At 72.4% G+C, this 18,755-nt stretch carries 17 protein-coding genes; 7 read left to right on the top strand and 10 right to left on the bottom strand.

Annotation, left to right across the window (positions count from 1 at the left end):
• Positions 1-98: 98 nt before the first annotated feature.
• On the top strand, positions 99-272 hold the full coding sequence (locus ACWC21_RS14790; protein WP_450881654.1) for a CsbD family protein: 174 nt from the start codon (positions 99-101) through the stop codon (positions 270-272).
• Between the two features lie 103 nt (positions 273-375).
• On the opposite strand, the gene ACWC21_RS14785 is transcribed toward ACWC21_RS14790, so the two are convergent.
• The 4 genes from ACWC21_RS14785 to ACWC21_RS14770 all read right to left on the bottom strand — a co-directional run bounded on the left by ACWC21_RS14785 (position 376) and on the right by ACWC21_RS14770 (position 3,959).
• Positions 376-735 carry an STAS domain-containing protein gene (locus ACWC21_RS14785; protein ID WP_450881652.1) on the bottom strand — a complete coding sequence of 120 codons (360 nt, stop codon included), beginning with the start codon at positions 733-735 and terminating at the stop codon, positions 376-378.
• Between the two features lie 6 nt (positions 736-741).
• Positions 742-2,226 carry a PP2C family protein-serine/threonine phosphatase gene (locus ACWC21_RS14780; RefSeq protein ID WP_450881650.1) on the bottom strand — a complete coding sequence of 495 codons (1,485 nt, stop codon included), beginning with the start codon at positions 2,224-2,226 and terminating at the stop codon, positions 742-744.
• A 199-nt stretch (positions 2,227-2,425) separates the two neighbouring features.
• Positions 2,426-3,202 carry a restriction endonuclease gene (locus ACWC21_RS14775; RefSeq protein ID WP_450881648.1) on the bottom strand — a complete coding sequence of 259 codons (777 nt, stop codon included), beginning with the start codon at positions 3,200-3,202 and terminating at the stop codon, positions 2,426-2,428.
• Positions 3,203-3,293: 91 nt separating this feature from the next.
• On the bottom strand, positions 3,294-3,959 hold the full coding sequence (locus ACWC21_RS14770) for an SDR family NAD(P)-dependent oxidoreductase (protein WP_450881646.1): 666 nt from the start codon (positions 3,957-3,959) through the stop codon (positions 3,294-3,296).
• Positions 3,960-4,174: 215 nt separating this feature from the next.
• Here ACWC21_RS14770 and ACWC21_RS14765 point away from each other — a divergent pair, with 215 nt between their 5' ends.
• From ACWC21_RS14765 to ACWC21_RS14740, 6 genes are all read left to right on the top strand, one after another.
• Entirely contained in the window at positions 4,175-4,621 is a 447-nt protein-coding gene (locus ACWC21_RS14765; RefSeq protein WP_450881645.1) for a hypothetical protein, read from the top strand.
• Between the two features lie 34 nt (positions 4,622-4,655).
• A complete protein-coding gene (locus ACWC21_RS14760; protein ID WP_450881643.1) occupies positions 4,656-5,051 on the top strand; it encodes a DUF6153 family protein in 396 nt (131 codons plus the stop codon).
• A gap of 90 nt (positions 5,052-5,141) precedes the next feature.
• Positions 5,142-5,876, top strand: a complete 735-nt coding sequence (locus ACWC21_RS14755) for a DUF305 domain-containing protein (protein ID WP_450881641.1) — start codon at positions 5,142-5,144, stop codon at positions 5,874-5,876.
• 197 nt (positions 5,877-6,073) lie between these two features.
• Entirely contained in the window at positions 6,074-7,390 is a 1,317-nt protein-coding gene (locus ACWC21_RS14750) for a serine/threonine-protein kinase (protein ID WP_450881639.1), read from the top strand.
• A gap of 134 nt (positions 7,391-7,524) precedes the next feature.
• Positions 7,525-9,630: a SpoIIE family protein phosphatase gene (locus ACWC21_RS14745; protein ID WP_450881637.1), complete on the top strand. Its 2,106-nt coding sequence runs from the start codon at positions 7,525-7,527 to the stop codon at positions 9,628-9,630.
• A 102-nt stretch (positions 9,631-9,732) separates the two neighbouring features.
• A complete protein-coding gene (locus tag ACWC21_RS14740) occupies positions 9,733-9,927 on the top strand; it encodes an antitoxin (protein WP_450881635.1) in 195 nt (64 codons plus the stop codon).
• A gap of 21 nt (positions 9,928-9,948) precedes the next feature.
• Here the strand turns inward: ACWC21_RS14740 and ACWC21_RS14735 are convergent, their stop codons facing one another.
• The 6 genes from ACWC21_RS14735 to ACWC21_RS14710 all read right to left on the bottom strand — a co-directional run bounded on the left by ACWC21_RS14735 (position 9,949) and on the right by ACWC21_RS14710 (position 18,723).
• On the bottom strand, positions 9,949-11,331 hold the full coding sequence (locus ACWC21_RS14735) for an L-serine ammonia-lyase (protein WP_450881634.1): 1,383 nt from the start codon (positions 11,329-11,331) through the stop codon (positions 9,949-9,951).
• A gap of 43 nt (positions 11,332-11,374) precedes the next feature.
• Positions 11,375-12,637, bottom strand: a complete 1,263-nt coding sequence (gene glyA / locus ACWC21_RS14730) for a serine hydroxymethyltransferase (protein WP_450881632.1) — start codon at positions 12,635-12,637, stop codon at positions 11,375-11,377.
• An 89-nt stretch (positions 12,638-12,726) separates the two neighbouring features.
• Entirely contained in the window at positions 12,727-13,332 is a 606-nt protein-coding gene (locus ACWC21_RS14725; protein WP_450881630.1) for a sarcosine oxidase subunit gamma, read from the bottom strand.
• The gene (locus ACWC21_RS14720) at positions 13,325-16,561 is read right to left on the bottom strand and encodes a sarcosine oxidase subunit delta family protein (protein ID WP_450881628.1); all 3,237 of its coding nucleotides are present in this window, start codon (positions 16,559-16,561) and stop codon (positions 13,325-13,327) included. Before ACWC21_RS14720 ends, ACWC21_RS14725 begins: the two co-directional genes overlap by 8 nt.
• A 10-nt stretch (positions 16,562-16,571) precedes the next feature.
• A complete protein-coding gene (locus tag ACWC21_RS14715) occupies positions 16,572-17,804 on the bottom strand; it encodes a sarcosine oxidase subunit beta family protein (RefSeq protein ID WP_450881626.1) in 1,233 nt (410 codons plus the stop codon).
• 58 nt (positions 17,805-17,862) lie between these two features.
• On the bottom strand, positions 17,863-18,723 hold the full coding sequence (locus ACWC21_RS14710) for a bifunctional methylenetetrahydrofolate dehydrogenase/methenyltetrahydrofolate cyclohydrolase (RefSeq protein WP_450881624.1): 861 nt from the start codon (positions 18,721-18,723) through the stop codon (positions 17,863-17,865).
• Between the last annotated feature and the right edge of the window lie 32 nt (positions 18,724-18,755).

Below are 18,755 nucleotides of genomic sequence, written 5' to 3'. Positions count from 1 at the left end.
TCACCGGATCGGAGGAAGCGGACCGCAGGTTTACACCTCGTCGTGGAGGTCACCCGGCGTAGTGACCTCGATGTCGAACGCGACTTGGAGTGAGCAAGGTGGCTGGAGAGCAGAAGGCCAAGGCCAAGATGGAGCAGGCCAAGGGCAAGGCCAAGGAAGCCGTCGGCCGCACCACGGACGACGAGGGGCTGACGGCCGAGGGCCAGGCCAAGCAGTCGAAGGGCGATCTGCGTCAGGCGAAGGAGAAGGCCAAGGACGCCTTCCGGCACTGAGCAGCGAGATCGGCCCCCACGAGGTCCCCGTTCCGATGTCGGAACGGGGACCTCGCCGCGTGCGGACGCGGACTCCTGCCGACGGCTCGGCAGTGCTCCACCGTCAAGGGGTTTCCGCGCTCCTGCCCATCGCTTCGGCGGTCGTGGCGTGCAGGGGCAGGAGCGTGTCGACACCGGTGAGGGTGAGCATGCGCATCAGCCGGCCGGGGACGTGGGCGAGGGCCAGTGAGCCTCCTGCCTCGCGGGCCGCGTGCCAGGCCTCGATGATGACACTCAGTCCGGTGGAGTCGCAGAAGCCGACCTGGTGCAGGTCCAGGATCAGATGCGGGTGGCCCTGCCGGACGATGTCCAGGACCTGTGACCGCAGGGCGGGGGCGGCCGGCAGGTCCAACGCGCCCGTGACGGCGGCGACGGCCATCCCTGGGCGGGGGTGCTGGACGGTCAGACGGAGGTCGTCGGTCACGTGGTCTCACTCCTTGCCGGGGTGCTCGGGGGCGGCGATGGTGTGGACGGTGGCTGCCGCGCCGGTCGTGGGAGCCGTCCCGGCGTCCGGGACGGACAGGGCCAGCAGGGCGACGTCGTCGCCGGCTTTGTCGGGCAGCGAGGTGAGGAGCGTGACGGTGTCCTCCACCAGCCGGGTGGCGCTGAGACGGCCGCCGCGGCGGTGGAGGAAGCCGGTCAGCCCCTCGTCTCCCAGCATGGCGCCCTCGCCGTCGCGGGCCTCGATCAGGCCGTCGGTGTAGAGGAGGAGGGCCTCGCCGGGTGACAGGTCGAAGGTGACCTCGGCGAACTGGGCGTCCGCGAAGGCCCCGATGAGCATGCCGCCCTCGGGGCGTACCGCCTTCACCCGTGCCGCGCCGGTGCCGTCGGGGCGCAGGTGGTAGGCGGGCGGATGCCCGCCGGTGGCCACGGTGACGCTGAAGGTGCCCGTCTCTTCCGGGCTGAGGACACCGAAGACGGCGGTGCAGAACCGGCTGCCGGCGGTGACGTCCGTGAGCAGCGCCATGTTGAGCGCGGTGAGCACGGCGACCGGGTCCGGGTCGATCTGCGCCGCGGCACGCAGGGTGTGGCGGGCCAGCGCGGTGACGGTGGCGGCTTCCGCGCCCTTGCCGCAGACGTCGCCGAGGAAGAACGCCCACCGTTCGTCGCCCAGGGGGAAGATGTCGTAGAAGTCGCCGCCGACGTCGTAGGCGGAAGCGGTGCTGTAGTGGCAGGCCAGCTCCAGTCCGGGCACGGTGGGGAGTGCCGGGGGCAGCAGCGTGCGCTGCAGGGTGGAGGCGAACGCGGCGATGGCTGCCTTGTCCTTCTCCGCCTGCTCCCGCGCCGCGCGTTCCTCCTCCGCCCTCTCCCGCTCGGCTTCCGCGTGCCGGCTCTGGGCCTCTCTCTGCTGCCGCTCGTGGCGGAGCGCCCGCAGCGCGGACAGCCGCAGTTCCATCTCGTCCATCACGATCGCGGCGAGATCGGTGAGTACGGCGGTGTCGTCCGCGGTGATCGCGCGCGGCTTGGTGTCGAGCACATTGACCGTGCCGAGCCGGTGACCGTCGCGGGTGACGATGGGGGCCGCCGCGTAGAAGCGCACGCCCATCTCCCCCGCCACCAGCGGGTTGTCCATCGCGACGGGATCGAGCAGTGTGTCGGGGATGACGAGCGCGTCGTCGCGCAGTACGGCCGAGTCGCACAGGCCGGGGTCCCGGCCGATCTGCCGCACGCCCTCCAGCCCGTGCGCCGCCTTGAACCAGATCCGGTCGGCGTCCACGATCGAGACGGTCGCCACGGGGACGTCGAAGAGCCGGGCGGCCATCGCCGCCACCCGGTCGAAAGCGCCGTCGGGCGGAGTGTCGAGGATGTCGTAGCGGCGTACCGCCGCTATCCGGTTCGCCTCCGCGTCCGCGTCGAGAACCAGCTCCGGGCGCCGCTCCGGGACAGGTTCGGTCGCCGAGGCTTGCTGGGTCATCGGCCTTCCACCTCCGTCGCCCGGGCCGACGGGTGCGGCACAGACCGACGCAGCCTAGACGGATCACCCGTGCGCATCCAACTCGATGATCAGCTCTATGATTTGCTGCAGCAACATTTCCGCTCGGCCTCGGCGTCTGCACCGTCATCGGTGCGCGACCGCAGGCCGGGCCGCACTCCGCCCGCCCCGGGACCGCCGGTCATCCGGGGCCGCCCCAGGGCCGCGGCCCCGTGTCGCCGCTCCACGCGCACAGCGCCTCTCGATCCAGGCAGACGATCCCGCACAGGTCGGCGTACTCGGCCGCCGGAGCGGTGAAATCGCTGGTGGTGACGATGATCGCGACGTCGGCCCGATGGACGGTGTAGCACGTGCCGCCGAACCGCTGGAGTTCCTCGGAGCCGACCCGGTTCGCCTCGCCGTACCGCTTGCACTGGATGACGACGCGCCGCCCGTCCGGTGCCACGGCCAGGATGTCGGCGCCGAGGTCCCCAGCTCCCCCGACGACTTCCACCTGCGAGCATCCGTCCCGTTCGCACAGCATCGCTATCGCCTGTTCGAACTCGTCCGGATCCAGGGCGTCGTAGTCGACGACGTCGAGGTCGCCGTACCCGACCGGTGTGGCTTCGGGGGCGGTCGGCGCCGGCTCGGCCTCCGGGTGAGCGGGCGCGTGCGGCGGCTCCAGCGCCTCGACCGCGGTTCGCGTCGCCGCGTCGAGTGCCGCGGCGGCCCGGTGCGCGGCCTGCTGAGCGTTCCAGCGGTGCCGCCTGCGGCGCAGTGACACGGCGGCCGACGCGGCGAGCAGGCACAGCAGAACGATCCAGACCGGACGGCGCTCGAACGCGGCGGCCACCGCGCGGGTGGTCAGGCCCACGACGCACAGGAGCAGGGCGAGGAGACCGAAGTACAGCGCCGTCGCACGCAGGTCGAAGGGGTGGCGGCGGCCGTACCGGTTCAGGCGGCGTGCGGGTGTGGTCATGACGGCGAGGCTCCCCCCCCGTGGCGAGTGTGAAGATCACTTGCCGTCTGCCCTCGATCGCACCGTTCACCGGTGCGCGCCGGGGCGGGGCTCAGCCGTCCAGGTCGTCGGCGAAGTGCCGGAAGCCGCGCCGGTCCCGGTGCAGGGACCACAGGAGGTCCGCGAGCGCGGCAGGGTCCTTGCGGCGGTGACCCGGGACGATCGCACCGGGAATGATCAACTGGGCGACGTGGACGCCCTCGGAGGCGAGTCTGTCGTGCAGCAGGCTGCCGTAGGCGCTCTCGGCGGCGAACGCGATCGAGGTACCCGCCCGGTCGGGATGCGGGACGACCGCGCTGCCGCCGTTGACGAAGAGGATCGTGCCGCGGCCGAGGGAACGCATGCCCGGCAGTACCTGCTGGACGGCCGCGACCGGACCGTAGACCGAGAACTCGACCGGACCGATCAGATCGGTGTGTTTGGTCACCAGCACGGGACGCATGAAGTCACGGTGCGGGACGGGGCTGTACTGCAGGACCTCGAGGGGGCCGACGGCCGAGGCCGCCGCCTCCAGGGCCGCCGCGAGCGCCCGGGGGTCCCGCACGTCGGCGGCGAAGCCGCGCGCGCTCACACCGTCCGCGGCGAGTTCACCGGCCAGCGTGTCCAGACGATGCTGGTCGCGGGCCAGGAGAGCGACGTCGTAGCCCTCCCGGCCGAACCGCCGCGCGACGGCCGCACCCAGGCCGGGACCGGCTCCGACGATGGCCATGGCGGTCATGACACGACCGTGGCGGCCGTACGACTGACGGGGACGATCACCGGTTGGCCTCCTGCTCCTGGTGCGGCCGTGCGGGCCGGGCCGTGAAGGGCCAGGACCCGCCGGCCGACGGGTCTGAGTAGTCTGCCCCCTGCAAGGTCGATCGACCAGGGGGGACTGTGCGCAGGCCGGGCGCGCTGGGGCGCGGGATTCGTGTCGGCATGGTGATGGCGGGCGTGCCGGCCGTTCCTTGGGCGGTGCTCACCCTGGTGGTGGCGGTGGTGGAGTTCGCGAGGGGTGGGGACGCGGACTTCGCCGCGCGCGATCTCCGGTCCTGCGGTCTGCTCCTCGCGGGCAGCGCGGCGGCCGGTGTGTTCATGGGCCTGGTCCTCGCCGGCGGGCTGGCCCTGGCGTCCCGTCTCTGCGTACGGCCGTGGGGTCCGGCCCTGGCGGGCGCGCTGCTGGGCGGCCTCGCCTTCGTTCCCGAGTTCGCGGTCGTCGCGGTGGGCACGGACTCGGGTCCCGCCGAGATCGCGCTGACCTTCCTGGCATGGCCGGTGATGGCGGGAGTGGCGGCGGCCCACGGCTCGGACATCGCGGGCCTGACCCGGACGTGGACGTGGTTGTGGGCTCCGTGCGCCCGTCCGCGGGACCGGCCGGGGGCACCGGCGGCCCCACGGTGAACAAGAGCCCCACGTCGCGTCTAGGATGATCCCGATGACCACTCCCGAACAGCACTACCGGCGACCGCCCGTGCGGTGGTCCTGGATGCTGCTCGTGCTCGGGGTGCTGGCCGGGCTCATGGCCATGCACGCCCTGGCTCCCGGCGGTGGGCTCCACGAACGCGCGCACGGCGGAATGCCGTGTGCGGCGGCGGTGGCGGGGGCGCACGACGGCTGCGCCGGCGACGGCTGCGGTGGAGGTCACCTCCAGCACGCCGACGCGACCTGCCAGGCGGCGGCGGTGAGCGGAGGACCGGTACTTCCCGCCCTGGCGCCCGATCCGGGGCCCGTACCCGCGCACACGGATGCCGCACGCTCGTGCGCGGCCCCGGCCCCCGGCGGCGCACGGCCACCGCCGTCCCTGGCCGAACTCCAACTCCTGCGGATCTAGGACCGCCCGCACCGCGCCGGCCCCTGCACGGCCCGGCGACTCGGTGCGCCCCGGCATTCCAGATCCTCACGCAACAGCAGGAGTTCCCCCATGCGCAACACCGGTATCCGCCGTGCCGCCCTCACGGCCACGGCTGTCACCGCCGCCCTCGTTCTCGCCGCCTGCGGCAACGACGACAACACCACCGGCAGCGGCCACCAGAGCCACGGCTCCGCGTCGCCGTCGGCGAGCAGCACCGCCGCGGCGGGCGCTCACAACGCCCAGGACGTCTCCTTCGCGCAGGGCATGATCCCCCACCACCAGCAGGCCCTGGAGATGGCCCGTCTCGCCACCGAGCGGGCGTCCTCCGCCGAGGTCAAGGACCTCGCCACGCGCATCGAGAAGGCCCAGGACCCGGAGATCAGGACGATGAGCGGCTGGCTGAAGTCCTGGAACGAGGAGGTGCCGTCCGGAAGCTCCACGGCCTCCGGCATGCCCGGCATGGAGCACTCCGACATGCCCGGCATGAGCAAGTCCGGCATGCCTGGTATGAGCAAGTCCGGCATGCCCGGCATGGACCACTCGGACATGCCCGGGATGGATCACTCCGGCATGCCCGGCATGATGGACGGCAAGGACATGGACAAGCTGGAGAAGGCGTCCGGCGCCGACTTCGACACCATGTTCCTGACCATGATGGTCGAGCACCACCGGGGCGCCGTCGAGATGGCCACGACCGAGAAGACCAAGGGCCGGTACGGTCCCGCCCGGTCCATGGCAGACGACATCGTCACCGGGCAGACCGCCGAGATCGCCGAGATGAACAAGCTCCTCGGCAAGCGCTGACACCCTCGGCCGCACGGGGGCGGGCCGCCGCGCCGGCCCCCGTGCGCCACGGCCCGGTCCGCCACCTCCACGGACCGGGGGTGAAGGCCTCGTGAAGCCGCTACGCTGGGGTCGTCGCAGCGTCTACACCCTTGTCCACGTGGGGAGTTGCCGCGCGCGGCGGTCGAGACGTCGTAGGCAAGAGGGTGGGACGACAGGTGCTGGCAGCGGGCCGATACCGGTTGCAGGACGCGATCGGGCGGGGCGCCATGGGAGAGGTCTGGCGGGCCTTCGACGAGATGGCCGGCAGACCCGTGGCGGTGAAGCTGCTGCTGCCCCAGGCGTCGGACCCCACCGCCACCTCCCGCTTCCACCTCGAGGCGCGGACCGCCGGCTCCCTCCACCACCCGAACGTGGTCGGCGTACTCGACTTCGGTGAGCACGAGAACCACCTGTTCCTGGTGATGGAACTCGTCCAGGGCGACAGCCTCGCCCGGTTGCTGACCGCGTCCGGCCCCCTGCCTCCCGCGCGCGTGGCCCGCATCGCCGCCGAGGCGGCCGCCGGGCTCGCCGCCGCCCACCGGCAGGGCATAGTGCACCGCGACATCAAACCCGCCAACCTCCTGCTGGACGCCGACGGCACGCTGAAGATCGGCGACTTCGGCATCGCCCGCTTCCTCGACGACCCGGGGGCCGCCCTCACCGCCACCGGGCAGATCGTCGGCACCAGCCTCTACCTGGCGCCGGAACGTGCCCTGGGCAAGCCCGCCGGGCCGGCATCGGACGTGTACTCCCTGGGCTGTGTGCTCTACCAGCTCCTCACCGGCCGTACACCGTTCCAGGGGAACAGCGCCCTGGCGATCCTCCATCAGCATCTCGACGCCACTCCCGTACCGCCCAGCCGGCTCGGCACCGAACTGCCGGCCGCCTTCGAGAACTACCTGCTCGGACTCCTGGCCAAGCAGCCCGAGGAGCGCCCCTCGGCCGGGGAGGTGGCCGACTGGTTCGGGCGCGGCGCCTGGCTGGGGACGCCGCAGCCCCTGCCGCGGGAGCAGCCCGGCCAGGACCGGGTGGCCGCTCCCTTCGGGTCGCAGTGGCCGCCGCCCCCCGCCGCGACGGGCGCACGGGCGACCGGCCTCGGCGCGGGCCAGGGCTTCCCGGCGGCGGACACGCAGTGGCGTACGACGGTGCACCGGGCCGCGCCGCACCGCTCCCGCGCGTCCGCCCGGCGCCGCCCCCGCACGGTGGTGCTGCTGTGCTGTGCCGGCCTGTTCGTCGCGGCGCTGCTCGCCGGCATGGCCTGGTTCTCGCCCGAGGACGGCCCTACGCGAGGCCGGGAAGCCGAGCCGTCGACGAGCGTGCCGTCCTCCACCGCACCGTCCTCGGCGCCCTCCCCCGCACCGTCCGCCGTGTCGGACCTCACGGTCTCCCCCTCCCCCGAGCGGGCCGCCGGCGAGCAGCCGCCGGGACCGGCCGACGACGCCCGGCCGGCCGCCGAGAAGAAAGGCCGGCACGGAGGCAAGGGCAGGCACTGACCACCGGGGGCCGCGGGGGTGTGCCGACCGGCTCATCGGGGGGACCATGGGAGGGCGAGCGTCTTCCGGCGCAGGCGGGCCGCCTCCCACGACGGCCCGACGGTCCGCGCCGGCCGGCGGAAGGAGTGCCTGCGATGAGCCAGGCCGAATGGGCTCCGGCGCTGCGCGGCCGCACCGGGAGCGAGCGGCCGGAGGGTGAACCCTCGCAGCCCAGCGGGCTGATGGACCTGCTCGGAGTCGCGGCGGTCCTGCTGGACGCGGACGGCCGGGTCGCCCTGTGGAGCCCGCAGGCCGAGCAGCTGTACGGCTACAGCGCCGAGGAGGCGCTCGGGGAGTACGCCGCGCGGCTGCTGGTGCGCGAGGAGCACTGGGACTGGGTGGTCAAGACCTTCACGGAGGTCATGGAGACCGGCCGGAGCTGGAGCGGCACCTTTCCCATCCGTCGCAAGGACGGCAGCACCCGGCAGGTGGAGCTGCGCAACATGCGGCTGCTGGACGCCCACGGCGACTTCTACGCCCTGGGCCTCGGCACCGACTCACCGACACTGCGCGAGATGGAGCGCGACCTGGCCCTGTCCACACGGCTGATCTCCCAGTCCCCGATCGGGATCGCCATCTTCGACACCGGTCTGCGGTACCTGGCCGTCAACCCGGCCCTGGAACGGATCCACGGCATTCCCGCCAGGGACCACATCGGCAAGCCGTACCGCCAGATCATGAGCGCCGCGGAGTTCGAGACGGCCGAGGCGGCGATGCGCGAGGTCCTGCGGACCGGGGCCCCGGTGGTCGAGCAGTCTCCGCTGGTGGGCCGCACCAGGGCCGATCCGGAGCACACCCATGCCTGGACCTTCTCGCTGTACCGGCTGGAGGACACCCATGGCCGGGTCATCGGACTGGCCGAGCTGGTGGTGGACGTCACCGAGCGGTACCAGGCGGCCCAGGAGGCCAGTGAGACACGGCGGCGCCTGACGCTGATCGCCGACGGCTCCGCCCGTATCGGAACCACCCTGGAGGTCGGCCAGACGGCCCAGGAGCTGGCCGACGTCAGTGTCCCCGCCTTCGCCGACGTGGTCTCCGTCGACGTGCTGGACTCCGTCCTCGACGAGCACCGTCCCGCCTCCCGGGAAGGCGCGTCCGCGTCCTTCCGCGCCCTCGCGGTGAAGGCCGCCTACCCCACGGACGCCGTCCGCGCCGTCGACCAGCCGGGCGAGATCACCACGTACGACGCCGACCGTCTGGCCACCAGGTGCGTACGCACCGGCCGCCCGGTCCTGGTCCGGCACGCCGACGGCAACGACCTGTCGCGCATCGCCCGGGACGAGCGGGCCGCGACCCTGCTGGCCCGGGCCGGGGTGCACTCCTACCTGGCCGTGCCGCTCACCGCCCGCGGTGACACCCTCGGCTTCCTCGGTCTGAGCCGGGCCCGTGATCCACGGCCTTTCGACGAGGACGACATGGCCATCGCGGTCGAGCTGGCCTCCCGCGCCGCCGTGTGCATCGACAACGCCCGGGCGCACCAGAGCGTGCGCAACGCGGCCGAGTCCCTTCAGCGCAGCCTGCTCCCCGACCATCCGCCCAGCCTCCCCGGACTGCGGGTGGCCTCCCGTTACCAGCCCGCGCAGGCCGCCTACGAGGTCGGCGGCGACTGGTACGACGTCCTCCCGCTGGACGGCGACCGGACCGCGCTCGTCGTGGGCGACGTGATGGGCAGCGGTATCGACGCCGCCGCCACCATGGGCCGCCTGCGCACCGCCACCACCGCCTTCGCCGACCTGGATCTCGACCCCGCGCGGGTGCTCCATCACCTCGACACGATCACCTCACGGCTCGAGCAGTACATCGCCACCTGCGTGTACGCCGTCCACGACCCCCGCGGTGCCCGGTGGCGCCTGGCCACCGCAGGTCATCTGCCTCCCGTCCTCGTCCGCCGGGGCGAACGCCCCCGGCTGCTGGACCTGCCGTCCGGCGCGCCGCTCGGCGTCGGCGGAGTGCCGTTCGAGACCGCGACGGTCCCTCTCGTGCCGGGCGATCAGCTCGTGCTGTACACGGACGGACTGGTCGAGACCCGCGAGCACTCCATCGACGAGCGCCTCGAAACCCTCCTGCATCTGCTCGACAAGCCCGAGTCCTCGCTGGAGGAGACCTGCGACCGGCTCCTGCACGACCTGAGACACCCGGCGAACCACGACGACGTCGCCCTGCTCATCGCCCGCAACTGCGCGCCCGGCGCGGACGTCTGACGGCCGCCGGGGCCGTCGCCGCTGCCGAGATGCGGATCACGGGCGCTGTGCCGACCCTGGTAACGGGGCCCGTTCCGCCCCTTTCCGTCGAGGAGGCGCATCATGTCCATGATGGACAAGCTCAAGAGCATGCTGAAGGGCCACGAGAGCCAGGCCGACAAGGGTGTCGACAAGGCCGGCGACTACGTCGACGAAAGGACCGAGGGCAAGTACCGCTCCCCAGTCGACACCGCCCAGGACAGGCTGAAGGACGAGCTGGGCCGCGAGCAGGGCCGGGACAACCCGCCCCCGGCCTGACCCGCGAGTGATTCACTGTCCTCAGCACTCGATGACGTTGACGGCGAGTCCGCCGCGGGCGGTCTCCTTGTACTTGACCTTCATGTCGGCACCGGTCTCCTTCATGGTCTTGATGACCTTGTCGAGGGAGACGTGGTGCCGGCCGTCACCGCGCAGGGCCATCCGGGCGGCGGTCACGGCCTTGACCGCGGCCATGCCGTTGCGTTCGATGCACGGGATCTGGACCAGGCCGCCGACCGGGTCGCAGGTGAGGCCGAGGTTGTGCTCCATGCCGATCTCGGCGGCGTTCTCCACCTGCTCGGGACTGCCGCCGAGGACCTCGGCGAGACCGCCGGCGGCCATGGAGCACGCGGAGCCGACCTCCCCCTGGCAGCCGACCTCGGCGCCGGAGATGGAGGCGTTCTCCTTGAAGAGCATGCCGATGGCGCCCGCCGCCAGCAGGAAGCGGACGATGCCCTCCTGGTCGGCGCCCGGCACGAAGTCGAGGTAGTAGCGGAGCACGGCGGGGATGATGCCCGCCGCGCCGTTCGTCGGGGCCGTGACGACGCGGCCGCCCGCAGCGTTCTCCTCGTTGACGGCCATCGCGTAGAGGGTCACCCACTCCATCGCACGGGCCGCCGGGTCACCTTCGCCGCGCAGCGCACGGGCGGCCGCCGCGGCACGACGACGGACCTTCAGGCCGCCGGGCAGGATGCCCTCACGGCCCAGCCCCCGGGCCACACAGGCCTCCATGACCCGCCAGATCTCCAGCAGGCCCGTGCGGATCTCGTTCTCGGTGCGCCAGGCCTTCTCGTTCTCCAGCATCAGCGCGGAGACCGACAGGCCGGTCTCCCGGGAGAGCCGCAACAGTTCGTCTCCCGTGCCGAAGCCGTACTTCAGCACGGTGGTGTCGGCCTTGATGCGGTCCGCGCCGACGGCGTCCTCGTCCACGACGAAGCCACCGCCCACCGAGTAGTACGTCTTCTCCAGCAGCGGTCCACCGTCGGCGTCGTACGCGAGGAGGAGCATTCCATTGGCGTGGTACGGCAGCGATCGCCGGCGGTGCAGCACCAGTTGGGTCGAGAGGTCGAAGCCGATCTCGTGGGCCGCGCCGATCTCGGCGCCGAGGAGGCGGATGCGGCCGGTGGCCCGCATCCGTTCGACGTCCAGGTCGGCCTGAGCGACGTCGACCGTGTGCGGCTCGTTGCCCTCCAGGCCGAGCAGCACCGCCTTGGGGGTGCCGTGACCGTGACCGGTGGCACCGAGGGAGCCGAACAGCTCCGCCCGGACCGAGGCGGTCTGGGCCAGCACTCCCTCCTGCTTCAGCCGGGCGACGAACATCCCGGCGGCGCGCATCGGTCCCACGGTGTGCGAGCTGGAGGGGCCGATGCCGATGGAGAACAGGTCGAAGACGCTGATTGCCACACCGTACTCCGTGGGATTGTCGGGGCGGACCGAGCGGTGCCGGTCACAGGCCGGGGTAGAGCGGGTGCTTCCCGGCCAGGGCCTTGACCCGGGCTTTCAGCGCCTCCGCGTCGTAGGACGGCTTCAGCGTCTCGGCGATCACGTCGGCGACCTCGGCGAAGTCCTCCGCCCCGAAGCCGCGGGTGGCCAGGGCCGGGGTGCCGATCCGCAGCCCCGACGTCACCATGGGCGGTCGCGGGTCGTTCGGGACGGCGTTCCGGTTGACCGTGATGCCCACCTCGTGGAGCCGGTCCTCGGCCTGCTGCCCGTCCAGCTCCGAATCACGCAGGTCCACCAGGATCAGGTGCACGTCCGTACCGCCGGAGAGCACGTTCACACCGGCCTCACGGGCGTCGGCGGCGGTCAGCCGCTCGGCGAGGATCCGCGCGCCCTCCACCGTACGACGCTGCCGCTCCTTGAACTCCTCCGAGCCGGCCACCTTGAAGGACACCGCCTTCGCCGCGATCACGTGCTCCAGCGGGCCACCCTGGAAGCCGGGGAACACCGAAGAGTTCAGCTTCTTCGCGAAGTCCTTGCCGCGGGCCAGGATGATGCCGCCGCGGGGGCCGCCGAGGGTCTTGTGGGTGGTGGAGGTGACCACGTCCGCGTACGGCACCGGGTTGGGGTGCAGCCCGGCGGCGACCAGGCCCGCGAAGTGCGCCATGTCGACCCACAGGTACGCCTCGACCTCGTCGGCGATCCGGCGGAACTCGGCGAAGTCCAGCTGCCGCGGGTACGCCGACCAGCCCGCGATGATCACCTTCGGCCGGTGCTCCTTGGCCAGCCGCTCCAGCTCGGCCATGTCGACCAGGCCGGTCACGGGGTCCACGTGGTAGGCGACCACGTCGAACTGCTTGCCGGAGAAGTTCAGCCGCATGCCGTGGGTGAGGTGACCGCCGTGCGCCAGGTCCAGGCCGAGGATGGTGTCACCGGGCTGGGCGAGCGCGAACAGGGCGGCCTGGTTGGCGGAGGCGCCCGAGTGCGGCTGCACGTTGGCGTACTCGGCGCCGAACAGCTCCTTGACCCGGTCGATGGCGATCTGCTCGGCGACGTCGACGTGCTCGCAGCCGCCGTAGTAGCGGCGGCCCGGATAGCCCTCGGCGTACTTGTTCGTCAGGACCGAGCCCTGCGCCTCCATCACCGCGAGCGGAGCGAAGTTCTCCGAGGCGATCATCTCGAGGGTGGACTGCTGGCGCTCGAGCTCGGCGTCCACGGCGGCGGCGACCTCGGGGTCGGCCTGGTGCAGGGGCTGGTTGAACAGGGTCATCGGCGGTCTCCTTGGATGGGGGCACGGTCGGGGGGCGCGCCTCGGCACAACTCCCGCGGGAGGGGCGGTGCGCGCCCGGCCGAGGTCGCTCAGGCGACGTACTCCGTCGCCGCGTCGAGCAACCACTCCGCCAGATAGCCGGCGAACGAGGAACGGACCAGCACCCAGAACCCCCTGCTCGGTTCGTCCCGGGCGACCAGGACGACCTGGGTGCGGCCCAGGGTCGTCTGGGCGCAGCGTCCGGAGCCGAAGACCCGCGGATGCAGGTCCAGCGCGCAGCCGTGGGCCAGCAGGTCGCGGGCGTGTGGGCCCGTCACGAGGAGCGTGGTGCGCTGGGCGGAGACGTCGGTGACGCAGACGTGCTCGTCTCCGGCGGCCTCCCGGATCCGGCTCTCCAGATGCCGCTCGCTCCCCGCCGGTCCCACCAGCAGCCATTCGTCCGGGCCGAGCCACAGCACGGTCAGCTTCCCCGCGCGTACGGTCGTGTTCGGCTGGAGGGGCAGCTGGAGGTCCAGTGCGAGCCCGACGGCTTCCGCCGCCGCACCCTTGCCGTCGAGGCGCACGTTGATCTGCGTCAGGAAGGGGAGTTCGGCCAGCCGGATCGCGCCCCCGGACGTGCGGGTCGCGGCGGCCAGCCGATCCGCGACATGCGACAGAGGGCTGCGGAGCGGGGCGGTCAGGACGTTGTCAGCCATCTCGGCGGGCTCCCTCGGGGTCGTAGAGGACGGGGCCGGTGACGGTCACCGGGACCAGTTGGTCGCCCACGGGGGCGTAGAGCCGGTCGCCGATGCGGTCCCGTCCGCCCTTGACCAGGGCGAGCGCGAAGGTCCGGCCGAGAGCCGCGCTGCGGTAGCTGGACGTGACGTGCCCGAGCATCGGGACGGGCGGTGCCGGCAGCACACCGTCGGCGATCAGGTGAGTGCCCTCCGGAAGGAAGGTGCCGGGGTCCTCGGGGAGGAGGCCGACCAGGTGTTTACGGTCGGGGCGTGCGGTGTCCGCGCGGGCGTGGGACCGCTTGCCGATGAAGTCCGGCTTCTTCTTCGACACCACCCAGCTCATGCCGAGATCCTGTGGGGTGACGGTGCCGTCGGTGTCCTGCCCGATGATCGGGTAGCCCTTCTCGGCGCGCAGGACGTGCATGGTCTCCGTGCCGTACGGGGTGATGCCGTACGGGGCGCCGGCCTCGTACACGGCCTCCCAGAGCGCGAGGGCCTCCCAGGGCGAGACGTTGATCTCGTAGGCGAGTTCGCCGGAGAAACTGATCCGGCACACCCGCGCCTCGATGCCCGCGACGGTCGTCTCCCGCCACGCCATGAACGGGAAGTCGTCGTTGGCGACGGGCAGTCGGGGCGCCAACGCGCCCAGGACCTCGCGGGAGCGGGGGCCGACCAGGGCGACCGTGGCCCACTGCTCGGTCACGGACGTGCAGTGCACCTTCAGCCCGGGCCACTCGGTCTGGAGCCACTCCTCCATCCAGTCCAGTACGGCGGCCGCGTTACCGGTCGTGGTGGTGACCAGGAAGCGGTCCTGCGCGAGACGGATGACCGTGCCGTCGTCGAAGACCATGCCGTCCGGGCGGCACATGACGCCGTAGCGGATCATGCCGACCTTCAGGGTGCTCATCATGTTGGTGTAGAGCAGGTCGAGGAAGGTTCCGGCGTCCGGCCCCTGCACGTCGATCTTGCCGAGGGTGGAGGCGTCCATGAAGGCCACGCTCTCGCGGGCCGCCCGGCACTCGCGCAGCACGGCGGCTTCCATGTCCTCGCCGTCCCGCGGGTAGTACCAAGGCCGCTTCCACTGGCCTACGTTCTCGAACAGGGCGCCGTGCGCGACATGCCACGCATGAATGGCCGTCGTGCGGATCGGGTCGCTCAGCGCGCCGCGGTCGCGGCCGGCGAGCGTGGCGAAGGAGACCGGGGTGTAGGGCGGCCGGAACGTGGGCAGACCGAGCGCCGAGATGTCCACGCCGAGCAGTTCGGCGATGACACCGCTCGCCAGGACGCCGGAGGTCTTGCCCTGGTCGTTGGCGGTGCCGGCCGTCGTGTAGCGCTTCGTGTGCTCGATCGAGCGCAGCCCGGCGCCGGTCGCGCGGGCCAGGTCGTCGGTGGTGACGTCGCGTTGGAGGTCGACGAAGCGGGGGGCGTCCGGCGCGCCCGGGACGGCGTACACGTGCATGGGGGCCGTCGGCCGTGGCTGCGCGGCCACCGCCGGGAGGCGGGGCGTCTCGGACGTGTACCCCTCGGCCTCGACGGCACGGGCACCGGCGGCCGCGCCCTGCGCCAGGACGGTGGCCGGGTCGAGGACGCCGCTCGCGCTGCCCGCCACCTCGACCGCCTGACGGCAGGTGTCGGGGACAAAGGAGCCGAGCGCCTCGTCGTGGCGCAGCGTGCCGCCCGCCTGGCTGAACAGGTGCGCCACCGGGTTCCAGCCGCCGGAGACCAGCAGCAGGTCGGCCGCGAACTGCCGCTGCCCGACGGACTCTCCGTACGGGGCGACGGTCACGGCGGTGAGGCGGGCCTCGCCCTCCGTACCGGTGACGGCGTGGCCGGCCAGCACCTCGATGCCGGCCGCCCGCGCGCGCTCGGCCCACTCCCCCGGTTCGGGACGGGTGTCGACGATGGCCGTGACGGTCACACCGGCCGCGGCGACATCCAACGCCGAGGCGTAGGCGCTGTCGTTGGTGGTGAAGACGACCGCGTGACGGCCCGGCAGGACGCCGTGGCGGTTGACGTAGCTACGGGCCGAGGCGGCCAGCATCACCCCGGGACGGTCGTTGTCCGCGAAGGCCAGCGAGCGCTCGTGGGCGCCGGTGGCGAGGACGACACGGCGGGCACGGATGCGGTGGACGCGTTCACGGGAGATGTTCTCGGGGGCCTCGGCGCCGAGGTGGTTGGTGCGGCGCTCGACGGCGAGGAGGTGGTTGTCGTCGTAGTGACCGAAGACGGTGGTGCGGCGCAGGACCCGTACCTCGGGTGAGGCCTCCAGTCGCCCGGCGGTCTCCCGCACCCAGTCGAGGTGTTCCCCCGTTCCCAGCAGGCTGCCGCCCGGCTCCGGCTGGTCGTCGGCCAGGATGACGCGGGCGCCGCTGTTCGCCGCGGCGGCCGCCGCGGCGAGGCCGGCCGGGCCCGCGCCGACGACCAGCAGGTCGCAGTGCGTGTGTACGGCGTCGTAGCGGGCGGGGTCCGGGTCGGTGGCCAGGCGTCCCTGGCCGGGGAGGCTGGTGGCGACCAGGCCGTCGTAGAGCTCGACGGTCGTCGCGGGGAGCATCGGCTCGGGGAACGGGGCCTCGATCTGGACGACGGCGTTGGGCTCCTCGACGCCGGCCGAGAAGATGCCTCGCGGGCGGCCGAGCTTGATGCTGGTGCCGGCCTGGACGACGCCGTTCGCGAGGAGGGCGGAGGCGAGGGTGTCGCCGCGGAAGCCTCGGTATTCGGTGCCGTCGAAGGTGAAGGTGAGGGGCTCGTCCCGCCGGATCCGGCCGCGGGTGGGGTGGCGGAAGGGCTGCGTTGTTCCGCCACCGCCGTCCCCGGCCGTCACGTCCTGCGGGGACTCGGCCACGGACCCCGCTTCGGCCGGAACGGCCTCGTCGCCGATCGCCGGACGGGCCGGTGGTGCCGGGCAGGGCTGAGAAGCGGCGGGACGCGGCTCGGAGATCGCCGGGCGCTCCTCCCCCGACCGGTACACGGCCAGCATCTCGTTCGTCGATGTGTCCCGCACCGCGTTGAACCAGCGGCGGCAGCCCGCCGCGTGGCTCCAGCGCTCGGCGAAGGGGCCTTTGGAGTTGTCCCGGAAGAACAGGTAGCGGGCCCACTCCTCGTCGGTGAGGGAGGCCGGGTCCTGCGGGTACGGCACATGGGCCTGACCGCCGTAGTGGAACTCGGCCTCGTCGCGGGGCCCGCACCACGGGCAGGGGATGAGCAGCATGGACGGCTCCCTAGTGGGCCACCGCGGCCGCGCCGTGCTCGTCGACGAGCGCGCCGGTGGTGAAACGGTCGAGCGAGAAGGGGGCGTTGAGGGCGTGCGGGGTGTCGTGGGCGATGGTGTGGGCGTAGACCCAGCCGACGCCCGGGGTGGCCTTGAAGCCGCCGGTGCCCCAGCCGCAGTTGAGGTAGAGGTTGTCGACGGGGCTGAGCCCGATGATCGGTGAGGCGTCGGGGCTCACGTCGACGATGCCGCCCCAGGTGCGCAGGACGTGGGCACGGGCGAAGACCGGGAAGAGCTCCAGAGCCGCCGACATCTGCTCCTCGATGATGTGGAAGGCGCCGCGCTGGGTGTAGGAGTTGTACGCGTCGATGCCCGCGCCCATCACCAGCTCGCCCTTGTGCGCCTGGCTGACGTACACGTGGACCGCGTTGGACATGACGACGGTGGGGTGCACGGGCTCCAGCAGCTCGGAGACCAGGGCCTGCAACGGGTGACTCTGGAGGGGGAGTGCGATACCCGCCATGGCGGCGAGGACGGAGGTATGGCCCGCCGAGCACAGCGCGACCTTGCCAGCCGCGATGGGGCCGAGGTTCGTCTGGACGCCGACCACCCGGTTGCCGACCACGTCGAGGCCGGTGACCTGGCAGTTCTGGATGATGTCGATGCCCGCCGCGTCCGCCGAGCGGGCCAGGCCCCACGCCACGTAGTCGTGCTTGGCGATGCCCGCACGCGGCTGGTAGGTGGCGCCGAGAACCGGGTAGCGCACGTCCGGGGAGACGTTGACGATCGGGCAGACTTCCCTGACCCCGTCCGCGTCGAGCCACTCCGCGTCCACGCCGTTGAGGCGGTTGGCCTCCACACGCCGCACGCTGTCACGGACGTCCTGGAGGCTGTGCGCGAGGTTCAGCACGCCGCGCTGGGAGAACAGGATCGGGTAGTCGAGTTCCTCCGCCAGGCCTTCCCAGAGCTTGAGCGCGTGCTCGTAGATGCCGGCGCTCTCGTCCCACAGGTAGTTGGAGCGGATGATCGTGGTGTTGCGGGCCATGTTGCCGCCCGCGAGCCAGCCCTTCTCCAGTACGGCGACATTGGTGATGCCGTGGTTCTTGGCCAGGTAGTGGGCGGTGGCCAGGCCGTGTCCGCCGCCGCCGACGATGACGACGTCGTACGAACGCCTCGGATCGGGCGTACGCCACAGCCAGTCGGGGTGCTCGGGGAGGTCGGCGCCGGGGGTGCGGGGGTTCATCGGACGTCTCCGTCTTCTGAAGGGTTCGGATACTGCGGGTACGTTGCGACGTGCGCGTTCATACGACGGTGGCGTTCCTCTCGGCGGCCTCGACGACGTTGGCGAGCAACATCGCCCGGGTCATGGGGCCCACGCCCCCGGGCATGGGCGCGATCCAGCCGGCGACCTGGGCGGCGTCCGGGTGGACGTCGCCGACCAGCCCCTGGTCGGTGCGGGTGATGCCGACGTCCAGGACCGCCGCGCCCGGGCGCAGCATGTCCTTGGTGACCAGGCCGGGCGAGCCGGCGGCCGCGATGACGATGTCCGCCTCGCGTACGTGCCAGGCCAGGCCCTTGGTGCCGGTGTGGCACAGGGTCACGGTGGCGTTCTCGGAGCGACGGGTGAGGAGGAGGCCGATCGGGCGTCCTACCGTGATGCCCCGGCCGATCACGCAGACCCGGGCTCCGGCGAGGGGAACGTGGTGGCGGCGGAGCAGTTCGACGATCCCGCGCGGGGTGCAGGGCAGTGGGGCCTCGACGCCCAGGGTGAGCCGGCCGAGGTTGACGGGGTGCAGGCCGTCGGCGTCCTTGCCCGGGTCCATGCGTTCCAGTACGGCATTGGCGTCCAAGTGGCGCGGGAGCGGGAGCTGGACGATGTAGCCGGTGCAGGCGGGGTCGGCGTTGAGTTCGTCGACCGTCTCCTCGACCTGCTGCTGGGAGGCGTCGGCGGACAGTTCGCGGCGGATGGAGGCGATGCCGACCTGTGCGCAGTCGCGGTGCTTTCCGGCGACGTAGGTACGGCTGCCGGGGTCGTCGCCGACCAGGACGGTGCCCAGGCCCGGCGGGCGGCCGACGGTGGCCGTCGACTTGGCCACGCGCTCCGCGAGTTCGCGACGGATGTCGGCGGCGGCCGCCTTGCCGTCGAGCAGCTGTGCGTTCACCGGCGGTGTTCCTTTTCTCGGAGTCGGCGTCA

Source organism: Streptomyces sp. NPDC001348, assembly GCF_053597535.1.
The sequence above is the reverse complement of the archived record's forward strand: the minus strand, read 5'-3'. Positions and strand labels throughout refer to the sequence as shown.

Excerpts from the sequence above, each read along its gene's own strand:
- ACWC21_RS14720 (WP_450881628.1), bottom strand. The coding sequence starts at position 16,561 with ATGCTGCTCATCCCCTGCCCGTGGTGCGGGCCCCGCGACGAGGCCGAG.
- glyA (WP_450881632.1), bottom strand. The coding sequence starts at position 12,637 with ATGACCCTGTTCAACCAGCCCCTGCACCAGGCCGACCCCGAGGTCGCC.
- ACWC21_RS14725 (WP_450881630.1), bottom strand. The coding sequence starts at position 13,332 with ATGGCTGACAACGTCCTGACCGCCCCGCTCCGCAGCCCTCTGTCGCAT.
- ACWC21_RS14745 (WP_450881637.1), top strand. The coding sequence starts at position 7,525 with ATGAGCCAGGCCGAATGGGCTCCGGCGCTGCGCGGCCGCACCGGGAGC.
- ACWC21_RS14780 (WP_450881650.1), bottom strand. The coding sequence starts at position 2,226 with ATGACCCAGCAAGCCTCGGCGACCGAACCTGTCCCGGAGCGGCGCCCG.
- ACWC21_RS14755 (WP_450881641.1), top strand. The coding sequence starts at position 5,142 with ATGCGCAACACCGGTATCCGCCGTGCCGCCCTCACGGCCACGGCTGTC.
- ACWC21_RS14715 (WP_450881626.1), bottom strand. The coding sequence starts at position 17,804 with ATGAACCCCCGCACCCCCGGCGCCGACCTCCCCGAGCACCCCGACTGG.
- ACWC21_RS14760 (WP_450881643.1), top strand. The coding sequence starts at position 4,656 with ATGACCACTCCCGAACAGCACTACCGGCGACCGCCCGTGCGGTGGTCC.
- ACWC21_RS14740 (WP_450881635.1), top strand. The coding sequence starts at position 9,733 with ATGTCCATGATGGACAAGCTCAAGAGCATGCTGAAGGGCCACGAGAGC.
- ACWC21_RS14775 (WP_450881648.1), bottom strand. The coding sequence starts at position 3,202 with ATGACCACACCCGCACGCCGCCTGAACCGGTACGGCCGCCGCCACCCC.
- ACWC21_RS14770 (WP_450881646.1), bottom strand. The coding sequence starts at position 3,959 with ATGACCGCCATGGCCATCGTCGGAGCCGGTCCCGGCCTGGGTGCGGCC.